We start from the raw sequence: 18402 nt of genomic DNA, 5'->3' as shown, positions 1-18402 counted from the left end.
CAAGCACCTTACTATCTAGTGGAGTTCGCCATGACAGCACGCACGACAGCACTCGCCTGCATCGCAATCACCGTAGCAATCGAACTGGCCTGGCTACTGATCGGCCACGGTTCCCTCGGCTGGATCACCGCCACCGTGGTCATCGCGATCGCTCTGACGGCCCTCACCGCAGCCAAATACACTCCCCCGCTCCGCATTCCGCGGGTTCTCATCGCCCTGCTGCTGCTCGGTTCGGTCGCCGACCGATTCGGAGCCTTCGGCGGCCCCGGCGCCGCGGGCGTCTCCTGGGGCGATTACAGCGCATTCGTCGACTACACCCGAACCCTGCTGCCCCACTTCGCCACCCCCCTGGCCGCGGTCACCGCCACCACCGCCACCACTCTCGAACTCGGCCTCGGCATCGCCCTCGCCCTGGGCATCCGCACCCGCTACACGGCCACCGCCACCGCAATCCTGCTGGCGGCCTCCACCATCGCCATGCTCACCTCGGTCGGCGTCGACGACATGCTGACCTACGCTGTCCCGGTGATCGCGGCGGGCGCGGCGCTCATCGCGGTCACCGCCGATCGCCCCCCTTACCTCAGAGGTAATCGACCCGCTTCCCGGACCCTGCAAACATCCTCTGCACCAAAAGTTACCGACTAGGCCCGCTGGAGCACCGCATGAGCGTCACTGCCGAAGACACCCGCGCCACCGTCAATGCCTTCCTCGCCGCCCGCGCCGCCGCCGATACCGCCGCCATGACCGCACTCTTCGCGGACGAAGTCGACTGGGTCATCGCCGACAATCCCGGCGTCCCCTGGATTCGCCCCCGCAGCACCGCCGCCGAATGCGGCGCTCAGTTCGCCGAACTCATGTCGCACGTCGTCCCCGAGGACGCCCGGGCCACCATCGACGCCTTCCTCGTCGATGGGACCGAGGCCGCGCTGTTCGGATACGTCTCCGGTACGGTCCGCGCCACCGGCAAGTCCTTCGAGGGCCCGTTCGCCCTCCATGTGACCGTCGAGAACGGCCGCATCACCCGCCATCACCTCTACGAGAACAGTCTCTCCATCTCCCGGGCGTGCACTCCGTAGTCTCCGGCGCGAGCGCCCGGCCGACCTCGTCGGCGGTATCGCGGAGCTCGGTGAGCAGGGCGCCCGCACACGACTCCGGATTCGAGACCGGCCAACTCGCCGTGCAGAATGGCGGTCGGTTCACGCACTCGATCGAGCCGGAGGAATCGCCTTGTCCAGTCCCGCAATTCCGTCGCGATCCGCGGAGGTGCCCACGCGCACGCTGTCGGTGCTGGCCGCCCTGGCCGCGGTCCTCGCCGTCGCCTTCGTCGTCGCTCCGCGCACACTGGCGGCGCGGGAACCGGGTGCGAGCTTCGCCGACGAGCCCGATATTCGTGAGAATTTCGGCGCGGCGTTCGTCGACTACTGGAGTTCCGGGGATCCGGAGTTCTCCGCGGGCCTGGTGCGGATTGTCGATTTCTGGCTTCGCTACCACGCGGCCAAGGCCGTGATCGCCGCGCTCTTGCTGATCGTGCTCGTTTCGCTCGGCGCGCTGCTCTGGAAGGCATTTCTGGGGTCGGGTGGTCGCGGCCCGGGGCGGCAACGCGCCCTGGCATCCGGTGGCGTCCTCGTCACCATGCTCGCGCTGTTCTCGGCGGTGCTGGTCATGGCCAATATTCAGGGTGTGGTGGCGCCGTTCTCGTCGCTGTTCCCGATGCTGACCGACGGGGCCGCGGACGGGCGGCTCGCCGAGACCCTCGGCCAAGTCGGGCAGCGATTGGCCGAATCACCGGATGCGGGCGACCAATCGACGCCCGTAGAGGTGATGGTCGACGACTTCGCGCGCTATCACGTGGCCATGGCGGTGATCGCCGCGAGCGTGGCGGTCGCCCTGATCGGCATGAGCGTGGTGTCGTGGCTGGGCGTCGCGCGATCCACGGACCGGCGCGCCAAACGATTGTCCGGAGCGTTCGGTGCGTTCTCGGCCCTGCTGGCGCTGGCGATGATCGTTGTCACCGTGGCGAATACGACCACCGCGGCGGACTCCGCCCCGGCGCTCGCCGCCCTCTTCGACGGGAGCTGGTGACCCTCAGTCCCCGATGCGGGCGATGGTTTCGGCGACGCGTTCCAAGTGATCGGCCATGGCCAGGCGCGCGCGCTCGGCGGAGCGGGCCTCGATGGCGCGCACGATGGCCTCGTGTTCGCGGTCGGAGTCGGCGCGGCGGTCCTGGGTCAGATTGAGGAATTCGGACTGCACGTCCAGGGCGCGGCGGGTATCGGCGACCGTCGAGGTGAGCATGGTGTTGCCGCTGGCGGCCGCGATGGCGGTGTGCAGTTCGCCGTCGAGGCGGACCCATTCGTGAGCGTCGGTGGTGGCGGCCAGCTGGTCGAGGATGTCGAACAAGCGGCGTAACTGGTCGGGACTGTGGCGATCGGCGGCGAAACCGGCGGCCGGGATCTCGACGAGCTGGCGCGCCTCGATGAGGTCGCGGGCGTCGATTCCGGCGAAGGTCAGTTTGGCGCTCTCCTTGGCGGAGATGACGAAAGTGCCGCGGCCGGTGTGTGTCTCGGTGAGCCCGAGAATGGCGCAGGCTTGCAGCGCCTCGCGCACGACCGGGCGGCTCACGCCGAACTCCTTGGCGAGGGCGATTTCACCGGGCAGACGGTCGCCGACCGCGTATTCGCCATCCTGGATCAGGCTCTTCAGTCGCCGAAAGACCGCCTCCGTAGCGCCGATGCGCTGCACCTGTCCTTCTCCGACCGTCACGCGACCAGTATGGAGACTCGGCCGATGCGGTGCAAAAAGGCTCGGTCCTGCGGTTTCACGGAGTGGGATGACCCGGAATAGACGGGTCGGGGAGCACCGCATTGACAGCGGGTGTGATCCCAATTACCTTCTACCTGTCTTACAGCCTGACAGCCTTACTGCCTGAGCGCTCGAATGCCGTGCTCACGAGGCTGAAGGGGTCCGAGGAAGGTTTCTCCATGCAGCACCACCAACCGCCGCAACCCGCGGCCGACACCCCCGCGCCCAAAGTCGACCTGGGCGACGTCGGCTATCAGAAGGGCCTGCGCAAGCGGCACATGCAGATGATCGCCATCGGCGGTTCCATCGGCACCGGCCTGTTCCTCGGCGCCAGCGGCCGCATGGCGCTGGCCGGGCCGTCGCTCGCCATCGTCTACATCACCTGCGGCATCTTCACCTTCATGGTGGTGCGTGCCCTGGGCGAGCTGGTCATGTACCGCCCGTCGTCCGGCGCATTCGTGTCCTACGCCCGCGAATTCCTCGGCGAGCGCGGCGCGTACTCGGTGGGCTGGCTGTACTTCCTCAACTGGTCCACAACCCTGGTCGCGGATATCACCGCGGTCGCGCTGTACGCGCACTTCTGGTCGTTCTTCGTGCCGGTTCCGCAGTGGGTGCTCGCGCTCGTCGCGCTGGCCGTCGTGGTGGTGCTCAATGTGGTGTCGGTCCGGCTCTTCGGTGAGCTGGAGTTCTGGTTCGCCTTGATCAAGGTCGGCACCATCGTGGTGTTCATGCTGGTGGCCATTGGTTTCATCGTCACCGGGACCGCCATCGACGGCCATGTGCCGGGCATCTCCACCATTACCGACAATGGCGGCCTGTTCCCGAAGGGCCTGGCGCCCATGCTGACCATCGCGCTCGGCGTGGTGTTCGCCTTCGGCGGCACCGAGATGATCGGCGTCGCCGCGGGCGAATCCGACAATCCGCGCGCCGTGGTGCCCAAGGCCGTCAACTCCATCATGTGGCGGATCATCCTGTTCTACGCCGGTTCGGTCGTGCTGTTCACGCTGCTGCTGCCGTGGACGGCCTACTCCGGGGACGAGAGCCCGTTCGTCACGGTCATGAGCAAGATCGGCATTCCGCATGCCGGAGACGTCATGAACCTGGTGGTGCTGACCGCCGCCATGTCCAGCCTGAACGCGGGCCTGTACGCCACCGGCCGCACCCTGCGCTCCATGGCGGTCGCCGGGGCCGCGCCGCGCTTCGCCGCGCGCATGAACCGCAATGGCGTCCCCTACGGCGGCATCCTCATGACCAGCGTGGTCGGCATCGCGGGTGTGGTGCTCAATATGGTGATGCCGCACAAGGCTTTCGAGATCGTGCTGAACCTGGCGGGCCTGGGCATCGTCGGCACCTGGGCGTCGATCATGATCTGCCACTGGATCTTCGTGCGCAAGGCCGAGCGGGGCGAATACCAGCGGCCCGAATTCCGGTTGCCGTTCGCGCCGGTGCTCAATATCGCGACGCTGGGCTTCCTGGTCGCGGTGGTCGTGCTCATGTTCTTCGACGACGAGATCGGACGCATCACGCTGGTGGTGTTCCTGGGCGTGGTGGCCGCCATGGTGGCGGGCTGGTATCGGGTGCGCGGACGGCTCGATTCGGAGGTGCTCGCGCCCTTGACCCCCGCAAGCGATACGGCGCCCGTGAGCGATGAGGCCAAGGGCCTATGAGTGGCCTAGCCGAGCGGGAGCTGCGCGTCGACATCCTGTACACCGGAGGCACTTTCGGCATGGCCGACAGTGGCGACGGGCTGCTCCCGCGTTCCGGAATCGGCGATGAGATCACCGCCCTGGTCGCCGAATTCGCCGCCGCGTCGGGCATCGCGGTCGAGGTCCGGTACGCCGAACTCGACCGCGTCATCGACAGCGCGAACGCCGATCCGGGCACTGCCCGGCGGATCGCGGCGCGGGTGCGCATGCACCTGGCCAAGTCCGCCGCCGACGGCGTGATCGTCGTGCACGGCACCGACACCATGGCCTATGTCGGTGCGCGCATGGCGTTCGACCTGATCGACGTCCCGGTGCCGGTGGTGCTCACCGGCGCCCAGATTCCGCTGGGACTGCCCGGCAGCGATGCCCGCGACAATCTGCACCTGGCCTTGGATTCCATTGCCGCGCAGCCGGGTCCGGGCACCTTCATCGCCTTCGGCACCGCGCTGCATCCCGCCGTGCGGGCCAGCAAGCGCAGCAGCGACGGTTACGACGGCTTCGTGACGCTGCGCAAACCCACGCCGCCGCAGGCGCCGCCCGCGCTTCCGCTGTCCCGGGTGCACACCGGCGAAACTCGTTCGCCGGTCGGTCTTTTCACCGTGTTCCCGGGCATGGATTCGGATCTGCTGGATGCGGCGCTGCGCATTTACCACGGCGGCGTGGTGCTCGAATGCTATGGCGCGGGCACCATGCCCATGCACGGTGATACCGCCATCGAGGCGGTCCGCCGGGCCACCGGCCGCGGCACCCCGGTCGTCGTGATCACCCACTGCGACAGCGGCGCGGTCGATTTGAGCCTTTACGAGCCGGGCCGCGCCCTGCTCGCGGCGGGCGCCATCGGCGGCGGGGATATGACCCGCGAGGCCGCGCTCGCCAAACTGTCCCATCTCGCCGGACTCGACCTGTCCCCCGGTGAACTGTGCCGGTGGATGACCACCAATGTGCTCGGCGAACTCTCCGATTCCAGCCAATCCATCCACGAACACTGACCGCACGGAGCAGAGGATGACCGCAGAAACCCGCACCGAAACCGATTCCCTGGGCACGCTCGAGGTGCCGCGCGCCGCCTATTGGGGCATCCACACCGCCCGCGCGCTGGACAATTTCGCTGTCTCCAGCGAGCAGATCGGGCGGTATCCGGCGCTCATCGCCTCGCTGGCCGCGGTCAAACAGGCCGCGTGCCAGGCCAATCGGGAGCTCGGTCTGCTGGACGACCGGCGCGCGGACGCCATTGCGGCGGCCTGCGCCGAAATCCGTTCCGGCGCACTGCACGACCAATTCCCGATCAATCCGATCCAGGGCGGCGCGGGCACCTCGACCAATATGAACGCCAATGAGGTCATCGCCAATCGTGCGCTGGAGTTGCTCGGCTTCGAGCATGGCGCGTACTCCGAACTGGATCCGCTGGATCACGTGAATCTCGGCCAGTCCACCAATGACGTGTACCCCACCGCCGTCCGGCTCGCGGTCGTCGCGCACATTCGGCTGCTCGTCGCCGCGCTGGGTCGGCTCATCGACGAATTCGCGGGCAAGTCGGCCGAATTCGCCGATGTCATCAAGATGGGCCGCACCCAACTCCAGGATGCGGTGCCCATGACGCTGGGCCAGGAGTTCGGCACCTTCGCGGTCATGCTGCGCGAGGATTGCGCCCGCCTCGAAGAGGGCATCGCGCTGCTGCGCGAATGCAATCTCGGCGGCACCGCCATCGGCACCGGAATCAATGGCCACCCCAGCTATCCGGCGCTGGCCTGCGCACATCTGAGCGAGCTCACCGGGGAGCAGGTCGTCCCCGCGGAGAACCTCATCGAGGCCACCCAGGACTGTGGCGCGTTCGTGCAGGTCTCCGGCATTCTCAAGCGCGTCGCGGTCAAGCTCTCCAAGGTCTGCAACGACCTGCGGCTGATGTCCTCTGGTCCGCTCACCGGTCTGCGCGAGATCAATCTGCCGCCGGTGCAGGCGGGTTCGTCGATCATGCCCGGCAAGGTCAATCCGGTCATTCCCGAGATCGTGAACCAGGTCGCCTTCGAGGCCATCGGCGCCGACCTCACCGTCACCATGGCGGCCGAGGCGGGCCAGTTCCAGCTCAATGCCTTCGAGCCGATCATCGGCTACAGCCTGCTGCGCACCACCGCGCACCTGACCGCCGCGGCCGACACCCTGGCCACCAAGTGCGTCACCGGCATCACCGCCAATCGCGATCTGCTGGAGCAGAACGTGCACCGCTCCATCGGCATCGTCACCGCGCTGACCCCGCACATCGGCTACGCCGCCAGCGCCCGAATCGCCAAGCAGGCCTTGCAGACCGGCCAGCCCGTGAGCGAAATCGCCACGGAGTTCGGCCTGCTCGAACCCGAGACGGTGAAAGCGCTACTGGCTCCGCACCGTCTGGCGGGCCTGCCCGCGCCCACGGCCACCGTCTGATTCGCCGAACTCTCGGCTACCCGCACACGGCGCCGTGGATCATCCGATCCACGGCGCCGCCGCCCGCACCGCCGGTGATCGACAGCACGATGCCCCGGCTGCCGTCGGCGCTGCGCATCGCATGCGAGCTGAACCCGTTGACATAACCCTCGTGGCCGTACGCGACACACCCGCCACCCAGGTAGTACTCGTAGATCCCGAGACCGTAACCGTGGGAACCGTTCACGGGCCGGACAGCGCGCATCTCGGCCAGCAGATGCGGCGGAAGCAGGCGGCCACCGAGCAGCCCCGCCAGGAAGGTATCGAGATCCCGTGCGGTCGAGACGATTCCACCGGCCGCCCAGACATAGGACGGGTTCTGGTCGGTGACATCGACCGCACCCCCGCCGTAGTCGTAGTACGCGCGAGCATTCGGGCCGAGGATGGTTTCCCCCGTCTGCGGGACGCTGGTGGCGAACATCAACAGCGGCAAGGTGATTCGGGAGTAGATATTCGCGTGATAGGGCATGCCCGAGACCCGCTCGATGAGCAGCCCCGCGAGGATGTAGTTGGTGTTGGAGTACGCCCAGCCGCTGCCCGGCGTGAACTGCAACGGCTTGCTGGTCGCCCAGTGCACGAAATCCGAAGGCTCCCAATCACGCCGGATATCGGCGAGGGTATCCCGCACCAGCGGCCCGTGGCCGCCCCCGCCATTGAGATAGTCGGCGAGCCCACTGGTCTGCCCGAGCACCATGCGCACGGTGATCCGGGGATCGACCCCGTATTCCGGCAACCGATCGGCCACCGCATCCTCGAGCCCGATCCGCCCCTCCCCCACCAACTGCAACAGCGCGGTGGCGGTCATGGTCTTGGTGACGCTCCCGATCCGGAACCGCCCGCCGCCGAGCACCGGCACGAGCCACTCCATCTCCTCGACCCCCGCCGACCCGTCCCAGTCCCCGCCGGGCCCGTGCACATGGGCCTGCACACCGGTGGCTCCCGACGCGACGATCCCATCCAGCGCCCGCTGCCACCTCCCGACATCGGCGACAGCGGAAGTCTCGACGGCGCCCGCGAACAGCATCGCGGCGGACAGGACGAGCAGCACTCGACGCATTGGGCGCACAGTAGTAGACAGCAACCCCTCAGCATCGGCGACACGCTAGTCCGAACCGGACGAGATCAGCCGACCCCGCGAATCAGCCCGCCGCACCCGGCTTCAGCACCGTCACATTCCCGGCCAGGAACACATTCACGTAGACCTTGTGCGACACCGGGTCCACGACCACGGTCTGCGGGCTGTCGCCGACCAGCAGCGTCGTGGTCACCGCATTGGTATCGGTATCGATCACCACCACCGGCCCGCCGTCCCCACCGGACGACTTCCGCTTCCCATCGTTCTTGGTGAGGTAGAGCGCGTGCGCCGCGGGATCGATCGCCATTCGGAAGGGCGTCTCCCCGACCTCGATCGTGGCGACCGTCTGGGTCGTATTGGTGTCGACCACGGCAATCGAACCGTCATCGTTCGCGCAGTACGCCCGCTGCGCAGACGGCGCGACCGCCACGCCGTTGGGCGGCCCGCCGCACAGAATCAGAGAGTTCCTCTTGTTCGTCAACGTATCGACCACCGTCAGCAGCCCATTGCTGTAGGTCGTGAGGTACAGCCGGTGCCCGACGGGATCGAACGCCACATCCTCGACGAACTCCCTGACGTCGATGACGTCCTTCTCCCGCTTGGCGACCGCGTCGATCACCGTGACGAACTGCTCGCCGAAATGGGTGACGAACAACGTGTTGGTCGCCGGTTCGAAGACGACGAAGTCCGGATGGTCGTCGACCTCGATGGTGCCGGTCCGCTTCTTCGCGACAGTGTCGACCACCGAGATCGTATTGTCCTGATAGTCAGCGGTATACAACGTGTGCGACTCGACATCCAGCGCCAACCCCTGCGCCCCCGCCCCCACTTCGATCTTGTCGGTCACCTGATCGGTCCGCGTGTCGATCACCCACACGAGCCCCTCGAAATCACTCACATACAGCGCATGCGCCTCCGGATCGATCGCGAACCTCCGCATCGTCCCCTCCGTCGGAATGGTCGCCCCGATCTCGGTCGCGGGCTCGACCTCCCCACCACCGGACCCACCACACCCCACACTGCCCGCCACCGCCACCCCGAGCACCACCGCACAGACCGCAGACCTGAACGAAAGCATTGGACCCTCCTGCGTGACCCGGCATCCGGGGAATTCACGAACCTTTCCCCCTCACGATCGCCCGCCCACCTTCCAATCTCCTTAACAACCACGGCTCAGGCCCGCCGCAAGCTCCGGGATTTCCCCCGCCCGAGCAGCCGAGTCTGCTCACCCTTCAGCAGCGCGAACCGTTCCCGGGTGTACCGGCTCAGTTCTTCTCCCGGGAACTTGATGAGCGAGAGATGCTCGTCGTAATGTCCGGCGGACCACCGCGCCGCCGTGACCTCATAACCGGAGACGTGCGCGCACAACTCCAGCAGCACCGGCGGCACCTCCGTCTCGACGAGCAGATCGGCCTTGGTCACGATCACCTCGCGCATGGCGCGGATGTTCGGGATGAATACGGCCGTGGCCTCGTACGTCCGGGTATTCGACTCCATGAGCGCGAACAACGGCCCGTAGAAATCGCTCAGTTGCAGGTTGATCCGAGTGATTCGCGCCTGCCGCTGGGCGAGCCTCAGGCCGTTGAGGTACGTCGCGAGATATCCGAGGAAGGCCAGTCCGATAGTTACGCTCACGGTCACCACGGATCAGATCGTAAAGCTCAGGGCCTCAGGAGGATCAGCAGTTATCGGTCACCCTGGAGCCGCGACCGTATTGCGGAGGGTGCCGATGCCGGTGATCTCTACTTCGATGGTGTCGCCGGGGGTCATGGGGCCTACGCCGGAGGGGCTGCCGGTGAGGAGGAGGTCGCCGGGGTGGAGGGTGATCCAGCGGGTTATGTAGGAGAGGAGGGTGGGGATGTCGAAGATCATGTCGGCGGTGGATTCGGATTGGACCGTTCGGCCGTTGCGGCGGGTGGTTATTCGCAGGTTCGAGGGGTCTGGTGGGTCGGTTTCGATCCAGGGGCCCAGGGGGCAGAAGGTGTCGGCGCTTTTGGCTCGGGTCCATTGGCCGTCGGCGCGCCAGTCGGCGGCGGTGACGTCGTTGGCGCAGGTGTAGCCGAGGATGTAGTCGTGGGCGCGGGCAGCGGGGATGTTGTGGGCGGGGCGGGAGATCACTACGGCCAGTTCGCCTTCGTATTCGAGGCGGTGCACCTCTGCGGGATGGCGGATTGCGGTGTCGGGGGCGGTGATTGCGTTGGGGGCCTTGAGGAATAGGGAGGGGTGTGGGGGGCGGGGGTGGCCTTTTTCGGTGAGTTGGCTCGTGTAGTTGCTTCCGGCGCAGACGATGGTGCGGGGTTCGCAGGGTGGGAGGAGGGTCAGGTCGGCGAGCTTTCCCACCAGCTCGCAGGGTTCGGCGAGGTCTCGTACCGTGTCGCCTTCGACGACTCCGGTGGCGGCCTGGCCGTCGAGGGTGTATCGGACTATGCGCATGGTGGTCTCCTAGGCTCCGGCCAGGGCGGCGCGGACCAGTTCGACGGGGTGCCAGGCGGTGCGGTCCGCGCCGTGGAAGATCTGCTGGCGGCACGAGACTCCGGTGGCGGCCACGATGGTGTCGTCGGGCTCGGCGGCCAGGGCGGGGAAGAGGCGGTCGCCGCCTACGGTGAGCGAGGTGTCGTAGTGTTCGGATTCGAAGCCGAACGAGCCTGCCACGCCGCAGCATCCGGAGTCGATCTCCGCCACGGTGACGCCGGGGATGCGGCGCTGCAGGGACATGGTGGCCGCGGTGCCGACCTCGGCCTTCTGGTGGCAGTGGCCGTGGTAGACGATTCGCCGCCCGGCGAGCCGGGAATCCGTGCGCACAGTGAGTCTGCCCGCGTCGATCGCTTCGACCAGGAGCTCTTCGACCTGCTTGACCCGGCCCGCCACGTCTCGCACCGCCGCCGAGTCGGGCAGTAGCGCCTTGTGCTCATCGCGCAGCATGAACAGACATGATGGCTCGCACCCGACGATCGGGCCCGGATCAGTTTGTGCGGCAAGGGAATCGATCAGTCCCGCGGCCTTCTTCCGCGCGTCGTCGAGCAGGCCCTTGGACATGCTGGACCGGCCACAGCAACCGCCGCTGGCGAGTTCGACTCGCCAGCCCGCCAGCTCCAGTAGCTCGATGGCCGCCTGTCCGATATGCGGTTCGGTGAAGGTGGTGAACGAGTCGGCGAGCCAGGTGACGGTGCCCAGCGGGGCCGTGGCCACCGTTCGCGGGTGGCGGCGGAACCAGCGAATCAGGTTGGCCCGCTGGAAGACCGGTAGTGGACGGGCGGCGGTGATGCCGAGGGAGCGGTCCATGATCCGGCGCAGGAATCCGACTCGGCCCGCCACGTTCGAGAGCGGAGCGGTTGCCGAGCCGATCCGGTTGAGCAGCCGGATCGATCCGAATATCCGTGAGCGCAAGGGCGTTCCGTGTATTTCGTGGTGATGCGCCAGCGCTTCGGCCTTCAGCGAGGCCATATCCACGCTCATCGGGCATTCGCTCTTGCACGCCTTGCACATCAGGCACAGATCGAGAATCTCGTGCAGCCGTTCATCGCCGAGCGCGGCATGGGGATCCGGTTCGGACAGCGCCTTCACCAGCGCATTGGCGCGCCCGCGGGTGGCGTGTTCCTCATTGCGGGTCGCTATGTACGACGGGCACATCACGCCCGGACCGGCCTTGCGGCACAGGCCGATATTCATGCACCGATCGGCGGCGCCGCGCATACCGCCGACGACCTCGAAGCTCAGCGTCGTCGTCACCGGCGGTGCGGGCGGCAGATGGTCATGGTCCCGCAGGTTCTCGGTCATGGACGGCGCGTCCACGATCTTGCCCGGATTCATGATGTTGCCGGGATCGAAGAGCCGCTTGACCTTTCGCATGACCTCGTACAGCTCATCGCCGAATATCTCGCGATTGAACTCGCTGCGGGCCAGGCCGTCGCCGTGCTCGCTAGAGTTCACCCCACCGTATTCGGCGACCAGATCCTTGACCGCTTCGGCGACAGCCCGCATGGCGACCACCTCGCTCGGCTCGGTGAGATCCACTAAGGGTCGAATGTGCAGGCAGCCCACCGAGCAGTGCCCGTAGAACCCCGCCTCCATCCCGTGCTCGTCGAGAATCTCCTTGAACCGCTTGGTGTATTCGGCAAGATGCGCCGGATCGACGGCGGTGTCCTCCACGAAGGGGAGCGGCCGCCGCGTGCCCTCCCCCGCCGCCATCAACAGGCCGAGACTGGACTTGCGGACCTTCAGCAAGGCCGTCTGATCGGCGGGCGTGACGGCCCGCAGCGTGTGATAGCCGTGCCCGTTCCGCCGCCACAGCGCATCGAGCCGATCGAGATCCTCGACCAGCATCGCCTCGTCGTCACCGCTGAAGGAGACGAACAGCAGTGCACCCGGATCGCCGACGAGAATATCGCCGAGCGCGGCGTATTCGATTTTGCGCCGGGACAATTCGAGAATGGTGCGGTCCATCAACTCGACCTGATGCGCATGCAGGCTCAGCGCGTCGGTGGTGGCCGCGATGGCGCTCACCGCATCGGTGAAGTGACCGACCGCGTACACCGTGCGCGCGGGCTTGGGCACCAGCCGCACCAGGGCATGCGTGGCGATCACCAGGGTGCCCTCCGCACCCACCACGAAGGCGGCGAGATCGAACGGATCGCCCGAATCCGCCAGCCGATCGAGCCGATACCCGCCCGCCCGCCGCCAGAACTCCGGCATGCCCGCCGAAATGACCTTCCGATTGGCGTCGACCAGCTCCGAAAGTCCCCGGTATATCCGGCCTTCCAGCGTCGGCTCGGCGGCCCGGCGCTCCCGTTCGGCCGCGTCGACCGGCTCCAGCCGAGCCCGCGAACCATCCGAGAGCACCACCTCCAGCGCCAGCACGTGATCGATGGTCATGCCGTAGATCAGCGACCCGCTGCCAGCGGAATTGTTGCCGATCATCCCGCCGATGGTCGCGCGATTGCTGGTCGAGGTATCCGGCCCGAACATCAGCCCGTGCGCGGCCACGGCCCGGTTGAGCTGATCCTGCACCACACCGACCTCGACCAGCGCGGTGCGCGCCACCGGATCGACCTCGACAATGCGATTCATATGCCGCGACAGATCCAGCACCAGCCCGGGACCGATGGTCTGACCGGCCAGGCTGGTCCCCACCCCGCGCGCCACGATCGGCGCCCCGACCTCCCCGGCGGCGCGCACCGCCGCGGCCACATCGCCCGCGTGCCGCGGAAACGCCACACCCAGTGGGGTTATCGAGTACATGCTGGCATCGCGGGCGAAGATATGGCGGCTGTAGTCGTCGAAGCCGACCTCACCGTCCATGGTCGAGCGCAGCCGCTGCTCCAGCAGTTCCGCGATAGCCCACGGCCGGGTCATTTGGTAACCTGCGCAACGGATTCGGCGATCGGTTCGGCGGCCGTCGCCGCCCGCAGCTGCTTGCGCAGGGTCAGTACCAGCAGCCCCGCACACCCGAAGGCGACGCCGAAGAACACCTGGGTGAGCGCATATCCGCCCCCGCTGAGGTCACTGAGCCACCCGCCGATGTACGGCCCGAAGAAGCTGCCGAGATTGCCGACGCCATTGATCAGCCCCAGTCCGGCGCCCGCCGCCGCGACCGGCACCAGCTTGGTGACCGTCGCCCAGAACGGCCCGTACCAGGCGATCGAGGCCGCCGTGCCCAGGATCATGGCCAGCAGCACCAGCCATTTCTGTTCCGCCGGAATCAAACTCGCGACGGTGAGGGTCAGGCACGCAAAACCCAGCACGACCGCCATGTGCGCGATATGCCCGCCGCGCCGATCCGCCGAGCACCCGACCGCGATGATGGCGATGCCCGCCGCGAGCTGTGGCAGCATGGCGACCAGCCCCACCTTCATATCGGTGTGGAAGGCCTCCTTCAGCACGCTGGGCAGCCACAGCGTCAGCCCCAGCAGACCCATCTGGGTCAACGTGTAGATGAGCGCGAAGTGCCACACGATCCGGCTGGTGAACGCGGCCTTCAACGTCCCGCGGTGTTGCAGCGGTTCACCTTCGGCGAGTTTGGCCTGCTCGATGTAGTCCCGCTCGACCGCCGACAGCCATCCGGCCTTGGCGGGCGTATCGCGCACCACCGCCAGCCAGGCGATGAGCCCGACGATGAGTGGCGCGCCACCCTGCACGATGAACATCCACCGCCAGTCGAAGTAGGTCAGCAGGGTGCCGGAGAACGGGGCGGCGACAATCGCCGCGATCGGGGTGTACAGCTTGAAGATGGCGTAGGCCCGGCTGCGCTCGGCGAACGGGAACCAGGACCGGATGGTGGCCATGAGCGCGGGCTGCACCCCGCCCTCGGCGACGCCGAGCAGGAAGCGGACCAGCAGCAACTGCCCGACCGACTGGGTGAGACCCGAAGCCATGGCCGCCAGGCTCCACAACACCATCAGGATCGCGATCCACTTTCTGGCGCTCCATCTTTCGGCCATATACCCGCCGGGGATCTGCAACAGCAGATACCCCCAGAAGAAGATGCCGCTCGCCAGCCCCTGCTGCGCCTTGCTCAGCCCCATCTCGTCTTCCAGATGCGGCAGCGCGAAACTGATATTGGTCCGGTCGATGTAGCAGATGACGTAGATGAAGACGATGACCAGCAAGATGTATATCCAGCGTTTCTGGTGTGCGAGACGCTGAATCGGGGAAGTTCGCTTGAACACGACCTACCTCCTCGTAGGCGGCCGGGCGCGCGTGAACGCCGGGCCTGTTTTCGAATCCCAAGCTCGGGCTGGAGCATTGGGGTGAGTCGCCCGGGGCGGAGCATCGAGAGTCGAAACCAGGAGGACGTGTCGCGCGAAGCGGCGATCCAGCGGTGCCGTGGGGATGACGGCGTGCCCAGCGGAGAGCGAAGTGGGGTAAAGCGATCCGGGCCGGTGACCGGCCCCCGCGTCAGGCGGCGCGCAGGACCTCGAGCGCGTCGTTCAGTCCGGCCGGGTCGACGGCGACCCCGGCCAGTTCGAGGCCCATCTGGACACCGCAGAGGGTTCCGGCGAGCATCAGATCGTTGAAATCACCGAGATGCCCGATGCGGAACACCCGGCCCGACAGCTTGCCGAGGCCCGCGCCCAGTGACATGTCGAAGCGGTCCAGGATGATTCGGCGGACCTTGTCCGCATCGTGCTCTTCACCGAGCAGGACGGCGGTCAGCGCGCCGGAATGCTCTCTCGGGTCGGCGCAGAGGATTTCGAGCCCCCCAGCCGCGCACGGCCGCCCGGGTCGCCGCGGCATGTCGCTGGTGGCGCGCGAAAACCGCTGGCAGTCCCTCCTCTTCGAGCATGATCAGGGCTTCGCGCAGCCCGTAGAGCAGATTGGTGGCCGGTGTGTAGGGGTAGAAGCCGCGCGCATTGCTGTCGAGCAGCGGTGTCCAATCCCAATACGACTTCGGTAGTCGCGAATTCTCGGCCGCCGCAAGCGCTTTCTCGCTGATGGCATTGAATCCGAGCCCCGGGGGCAGCATGAGCCCCTTCTGCGAACAGCCGATGGTGACATCGACGCCCCATTCGTCGTGCCGGTAGTCGATCGACCCGAGCGAGGAGATGGTGTCGACGAGAAGCAGTGCGGGATGGTCGATCTCGTCGATGGCCGCTCGGATCTCCGGTATCCGGCTGGTGACGCCGGTCGAGGTCTCGTTGTGCACGACCATGACCGCCGCGATGCGATGGGCCGGATCGGCGGCCAGCCGTTCGGCGACGGCCTCGGGCTCGACGCCGCGCCGCCAGTCCCCGGGAACGAAGTCGACCACCAATCCCAGCCGTTCCGCCATATCCCGCCACAGGCTCGCGAAATGCCCGGTTTCGAAGGCCAGCACGTGATCTCCGGGCCGGAGGGTATTGACCAGCGCCGCCTCCCAGGCCCCGGTGCCCGACGAGGGATAGACGACGACCGGCCCGGTGGTGCCGAACACCGGTTTCAGCCTTTCCATCAGATCGAGCGTCAGTTCGGCGAAATCGGGTCCCCGGTGGTCGATGGTGGGTTGCGCAATGGCGTGCAGCACGCGATCGGGGACATTGGTCGGGCCGGGGATCTGCAGGAAATGCCGTCCACTGTGAGCGGTCATCACACCGAATTCCATTCTGTGCCGTGATATGTCACACTGTGCCCTGAGAAGGTGCAGCAAGGGTAGGGATGCCCGGTCGAGGAGTCAAGACTTTGCGCAATGTCCTGAATACGCTCCGCGTACTCGAAGAAGTCGCCGCCCGCCAGCCCATCGGCGTCGGCGAACTCGCCCGCATCGTGGCCATGCCGAAAAGCACTGTCCAGCGGGCACTTCTGACCCTCGACGAAGCCGGATGGATCCGCCCCGCCGCCGGTAAGATCACCCGCTGGGTCCTCACCACCAAGGCCCTCGCCGTCGGCAGCCGCGCGGGCGGCGACCTCGGCATGCGCGGCGCCGCCCTCCCCATCATGGAAGATCTGCGCAGGCACACCGAGGAGACCGTGCACCTCACCGTCCCCGAAGACGGCCGCATGGTCCTCATCGAACGCCTGGAAACCGACAAACCAGTACGCACGAGCATGGCCCTCGGCCACTCCCTCCCCCTGCACGCCTCCGCCAACGGCAAGGCCCTACTGGCCTTCAGCTCCCCCGAAACCCTCGAACAACTCCTCACCGCCGAACTCCCCCGCTACACCGAAACAACCATCACCGACCCCGACGCCCTCCGCACCGAACTGACCACCATCCGCACCCGAGGCTTCGCCGTCAACCACGGCGAATGGCGCAACGATGTCGGCGCGGTCGCAGCCGCCGTCCTGAACAACGACGGCCACCCCATCGCCAACCTCAGCGTGAACGTCCCGATCAGCCGCCTGAACAACGACACCGAGGCCGCCTGGGGCGTCGCCGTGCGCGAGGCGGCCAGAAGCATCAGCGCCCGGCTGGGCTGAGAACCCAGCCGGACAAGGTCAGCCGCGGCTGTCTCGCCGGACGGCCGTCACCGCCTTGCGGGCGGCTACCAGGACGGGATCCCACACCGGGGAGAACGGTGGGGCGTAGCCGAGGTCGAGGGCGACCATTTGTTCCACGGTCATGCGGGCGATGAGGGCTACGGCGGCTATGTCGATGCGTTTGCCCGCGCCTTCGCGGCCGACGATCTGGACGCCGAGGAGGCGGCCGGTGCGGCGTTCGGCGAGCATTTTGACGGCCATGGGGGCGGCGCCGGGGAAATAGCCGGAGCGGCTGGTGGATTCGATGACGACGGTGACGAATTGGAGTCCGGCGGCGCGGGCGTCCTTCTCGCGCAGGCCGGTTCGGGCCACTTCGAGGTCGCAGACCTTGCTGACGGCGGTGCCGACCACGCCGGGGAAGGTGGCGTAGTCGCCGCCGACGCCGGAGCCGATGATCTGGCCGTGTTTGTTGGCGTGCGTGCCGAGCGGGATGTGCCGTTGGGAGCCGGAGACCAGGTCCAGTACCTCGATGCAATCGCCTCCGGCCCAGATGTTCTCATGGCCGCGGACGCGCATGGCGAGGTCGGTGAGGAGGCCGCCGGAGGCGCCGAGGGGCAGTCCGGCCGCGCGGGCCAGGTCGGTGGCGGGGCGGACGCCGATGCCGAGAACTACTACATCGGCCGGGTATTCGGCGTCGGCGGTGGCCACGGCGCGGACACGGTTGTCGGCATCGGTGCGGATCGAGATCACCTCGGCGTCATCGACGACCTGAATGCCCATGCCCTGCATGGACTTCCGGATCAGGACGCCCATATCGGGGTCCAGCGTGGACATGAGCTCGGAACCGCGGTTGACCATGGTGACCTCGTAGCCGCGGTTGATGAGCGCCTCCGCCATCTCGACGCCGATATAGCCCGCCCCCACCACGACCGCTCGCCGCCTTTGCGTGGATTCCAGGGTGTCGATGAGTGCCTGCCCGTCGTCGAGGGTCTGTACCCCGTGCACCCCCGCCGCATCGATTCCGGGCAGCGGCGGGCGGATCGGCGTCGCCCCGGTGGCGATCACTAGTTTGGCGTACTCGGTCCAACTCTCCGTGCCGGTCTCCAGATCGCGGGCCCGCACCCGCTGTTCGGCGATATCGATCTCGACCGCCTCGGTCCGCAGCCGCAGGTCGATGCCGCGAGCCCGATGCTCCTCGGGCGTCCGCGCGATGAGCTGGTCCCGATCCTCGACATCCCCGCCCACCCAATAGGGAATCCCGCACGCCGAATACGAGGTGAAATGCCCCCGCTCGAACACCACGATCTCGAGCTCGTCAACCGTCTTCAACCGGCGCGCCTGCGACGCCGCCGCCATTCCGGCCGCATCCCCACCGATGATCACCACGCGTTCGCTCATGGGAACCACGGTACGAGCGATCGGCCGCATCCGGCCGCTCCGCCCACGCCTACGGTCCCGCCGACCACA

17 protein-coding genes are annotated in these 18402 nt (G+C 67.2%); 7 read left to right on the top strand and 10 right to left on the bottom strand.

What is annotated here, in order from left to right:
• The first annotated feature begins 30 nt into the window (after positions 1 to 30).
• The 3 genes from NC4_RS22515 to NC4_RS22505 all read left to right on the top strand — a co-directional run bounded on the left by NC4_RS22515 (position 31) and on the right by NC4_RS22505 (position 2082).
• Positions 31 to 645, top strand: a complete 615-nt coding sequence (locus NC4_RS22515; RefSeq protein WP_157555075.1) for a DoxX family membrane protein — start codon at positions 31 to 33, stop codon at positions 643 to 645.
• 17 nt (positions 646 to 662) lie between these two features.
• The gene (locus NC4_RS22510) at positions 663 to 1076 is read left to right on the top strand and encodes a nuclear transport factor 2 family protein (protein ID WP_067541522.1); all 414 of its coding nucleotides are present in this window, start codon (positions 663 to 665) and stop codon (positions 1074 to 1076) included.
• A gap of 151 nt (positions 1077 to 1227) precedes the next feature.
• Entirely contained in the window at positions 1228 to 2082 is an 855-nt protein-coding gene (locus NC4_RS22505; protein WP_218021265.1) for a hypothetical protein, read from the top strand.
• A 3-nt stretch (positions 2083 to 2085) separates the two neighbouring features.
• Here the strand turns inward: NC4_RS22505 and NC4_RS22500 are convergent, their stop codons facing one another.
• On the bottom strand, positions 2086 to 2763 hold the full coding sequence (locus tag NC4_RS22500) for a FadR/GntR family transcriptional regulator (protein WP_067541520.1): 678 nt from the start codon (positions 2761 to 2763) through the stop codon (positions 2086 to 2088).
• 218 nt (positions 2764 to 2981) lie between these two features.
• Here NC4_RS22500 and NC4_RS22495 point away from each other — a divergent pair, with 218 nt between their 5' ends.
• The 3 genes from NC4_RS22495 to NC4_RS22485 are packed head-to-tail and all read left to right on the top strand — an operon-like array spanning position 2982 to position 6929.
• Positions 2982 to 4469: an amino acid permease gene (locus NC4_RS22495; protein WP_067541746.1), complete on the top strand. Its 1488-nt coding sequence runs from the start codon at positions 2982 to 2984 to the stop codon at positions 4467 to 4469.
• Positions 4466 to 5497: an asparaginase gene (locus NC4_RS22490; protein ID WP_067541518.1), complete on the top strand. Its 1032-nt coding sequence runs from the start codon at positions 4466 to 4468 to the stop codon at positions 5495 to 5497. The genes NC4_RS22495 and NC4_RS22490 overlap by 4 nt, the downstream gene beginning before the upstream one ends.
• Positions 5498 to 5513: 16 nt before the next feature.
• Entirely contained in the window at positions 5514 to 6929 is a 1416-nt protein-coding gene (locus tag NC4_RS22485) for an aspartate ammonia-lyase (RefSeq protein WP_067541516.1), read from the top strand.
• Positions 6930 to 6945: 16 nt separating this feature from the next.
• Here NC4_RS22485 and NC4_RS22480 read toward each other — a convergent pair whose 3' ends face one another.
• The 8 genes from NC4_RS22480 to NC4_RS22450 all read right to left on the bottom strand — a co-directional run bounded on the left by NC4_RS22480 (position 6946) and on the right by NC4_RS22450 (position 16105).
• The gene (locus NC4_RS22480; RefSeq protein WP_084529613.1) at positions 6946 to 8025 is read right to left on the bottom strand and encodes a serine hydrolase domain-containing protein; all 1080 of its coding nucleotides are present in this window, start codon (positions 8023 to 8025) and stop codon (positions 6946 to 6948) included.
• An 82-nt stretch (positions 8026 to 8107) separates the two neighbouring features.
• Positions 8108 to 9121 (bottom strand): YncE family protein, encoded by a 1014-nt coding sequence (locus NC4_RS22475; protein ID WP_157555072.1) that lies wholly within the window; start codon positions 9119 to 9121, stop codon positions 8108 to 8110.
• A 95-nt stretch (positions 9122 to 9216) separates the two neighbouring features.
• The gene (locus tag NC4_RS22470; protein ID WP_067541512.1) at positions 9217 to 9687 is read right to left on the bottom strand and encodes a hypothetical protein; all 471 of its coding nucleotides are present in this window, start codon (positions 9685 to 9687) and stop codon (positions 9217 to 9219) included.
• Positions 9688 to 9735: 48 nt separating this feature from the next.
• Positions 9736 to 10476 carry a fumarylacetoacetate hydrolase family protein gene (locus tag NC4_RS22465; RefSeq protein ID WP_067541510.1) on the bottom strand — a complete coding sequence of 247 codons (741 nt, stop codon included), beginning with the start codon at positions 10474 to 10476 and terminating at the stop codon, positions 9736 to 9738.
• Positions 10477 to 10485: 9 nt separating this feature from the next.
• Complete coding sequence (locus tag NC4_RS22460) at positions 10486 to 13395, bottom strand: FAD-binding and (Fe-S)-binding domain-containing protein (RefSeq protein ID WP_067541508.1); 2910 nt, start codon at positions 13393 to 13395, stop codon at positions 10486 to 10488.
• A complete protein-coding gene (locus NC4_RS22455; RefSeq protein ID WP_067541506.1) occupies positions 13392 to 14708 on the bottom strand; it encodes an MFS transporter in 1317 nt (438 codons plus the stop codon). The genes NC4_RS22460 and NC4_RS22455 overlap by 4 nt, the downstream gene beginning before the upstream one ends.
• Positions 14709 to 14937: 229 nt before the next feature.
• A complete protein-coding gene (locus NC4_RS41750; protein WP_218021264.1) occupies positions 14938 to 15123 on the bottom strand; it encodes a hypothetical protein in 186 nt (61 codons plus the stop codon).
• Between the two features lie 49 nt (positions 15124 to 15172).
• Entirely contained in the window at positions 15173 to 16105 is a 933-nt protein-coding gene (locus NC4_RS22450) for a pyridoxal-phosphate-dependent aminotransferase family protein (RefSeq protein ID WP_218021263.1), read from the bottom strand.
• A 92-nt stretch (positions 16106 to 16197) separates the two neighbouring features.
• On the opposite strand from NC4_RS22450, the gene NC4_RS22445 reads away from it, so the two are divergent.
• The gene (locus NC4_RS22445; RefSeq protein ID WP_067541504.1) at positions 16198 to 16935 is read left to right on the top strand and encodes an IclR family transcriptional regulator; all 738 of its coding nucleotides are present in this window, start codon (positions 16198 to 16200) and stop codon (positions 16933 to 16935) included.
• Positions 16936 to 16953: 18 nt separating this feature from the next.
• Here NC4_RS22445 and NC4_RS22440 read toward each other — a convergent pair whose 3' ends face one another.
• The gene (locus tag NC4_RS22440; RefSeq protein WP_157555069.1) at positions 16954 to 18333 is read right to left on the bottom strand and encodes an FAD-dependent oxidoreductase; all 1380 of its coding nucleotides are present in this window, start codon (positions 18331 to 18333) and stop codon (positions 16954 to 16956) included.
• Positions 18334 to 18402: the final 69 nt, after the last annotated feature.

The sequence above is a fragment of the Nocardia crassostreae genome (genome assembly GCF_001613405.1).
Classification (GTDB): domain Bacteria; phylum Actinomycetota; class Actinomycetes; order Mycobacteriales; family Mycobacteriaceae; genus Nocardia; species Nocardia crassostreae.
The sequence above is the reverse complement of the archived record's forward strand: the minus strand, read 5'-3'. Positions and strand labels throughout refer to the sequence as shown.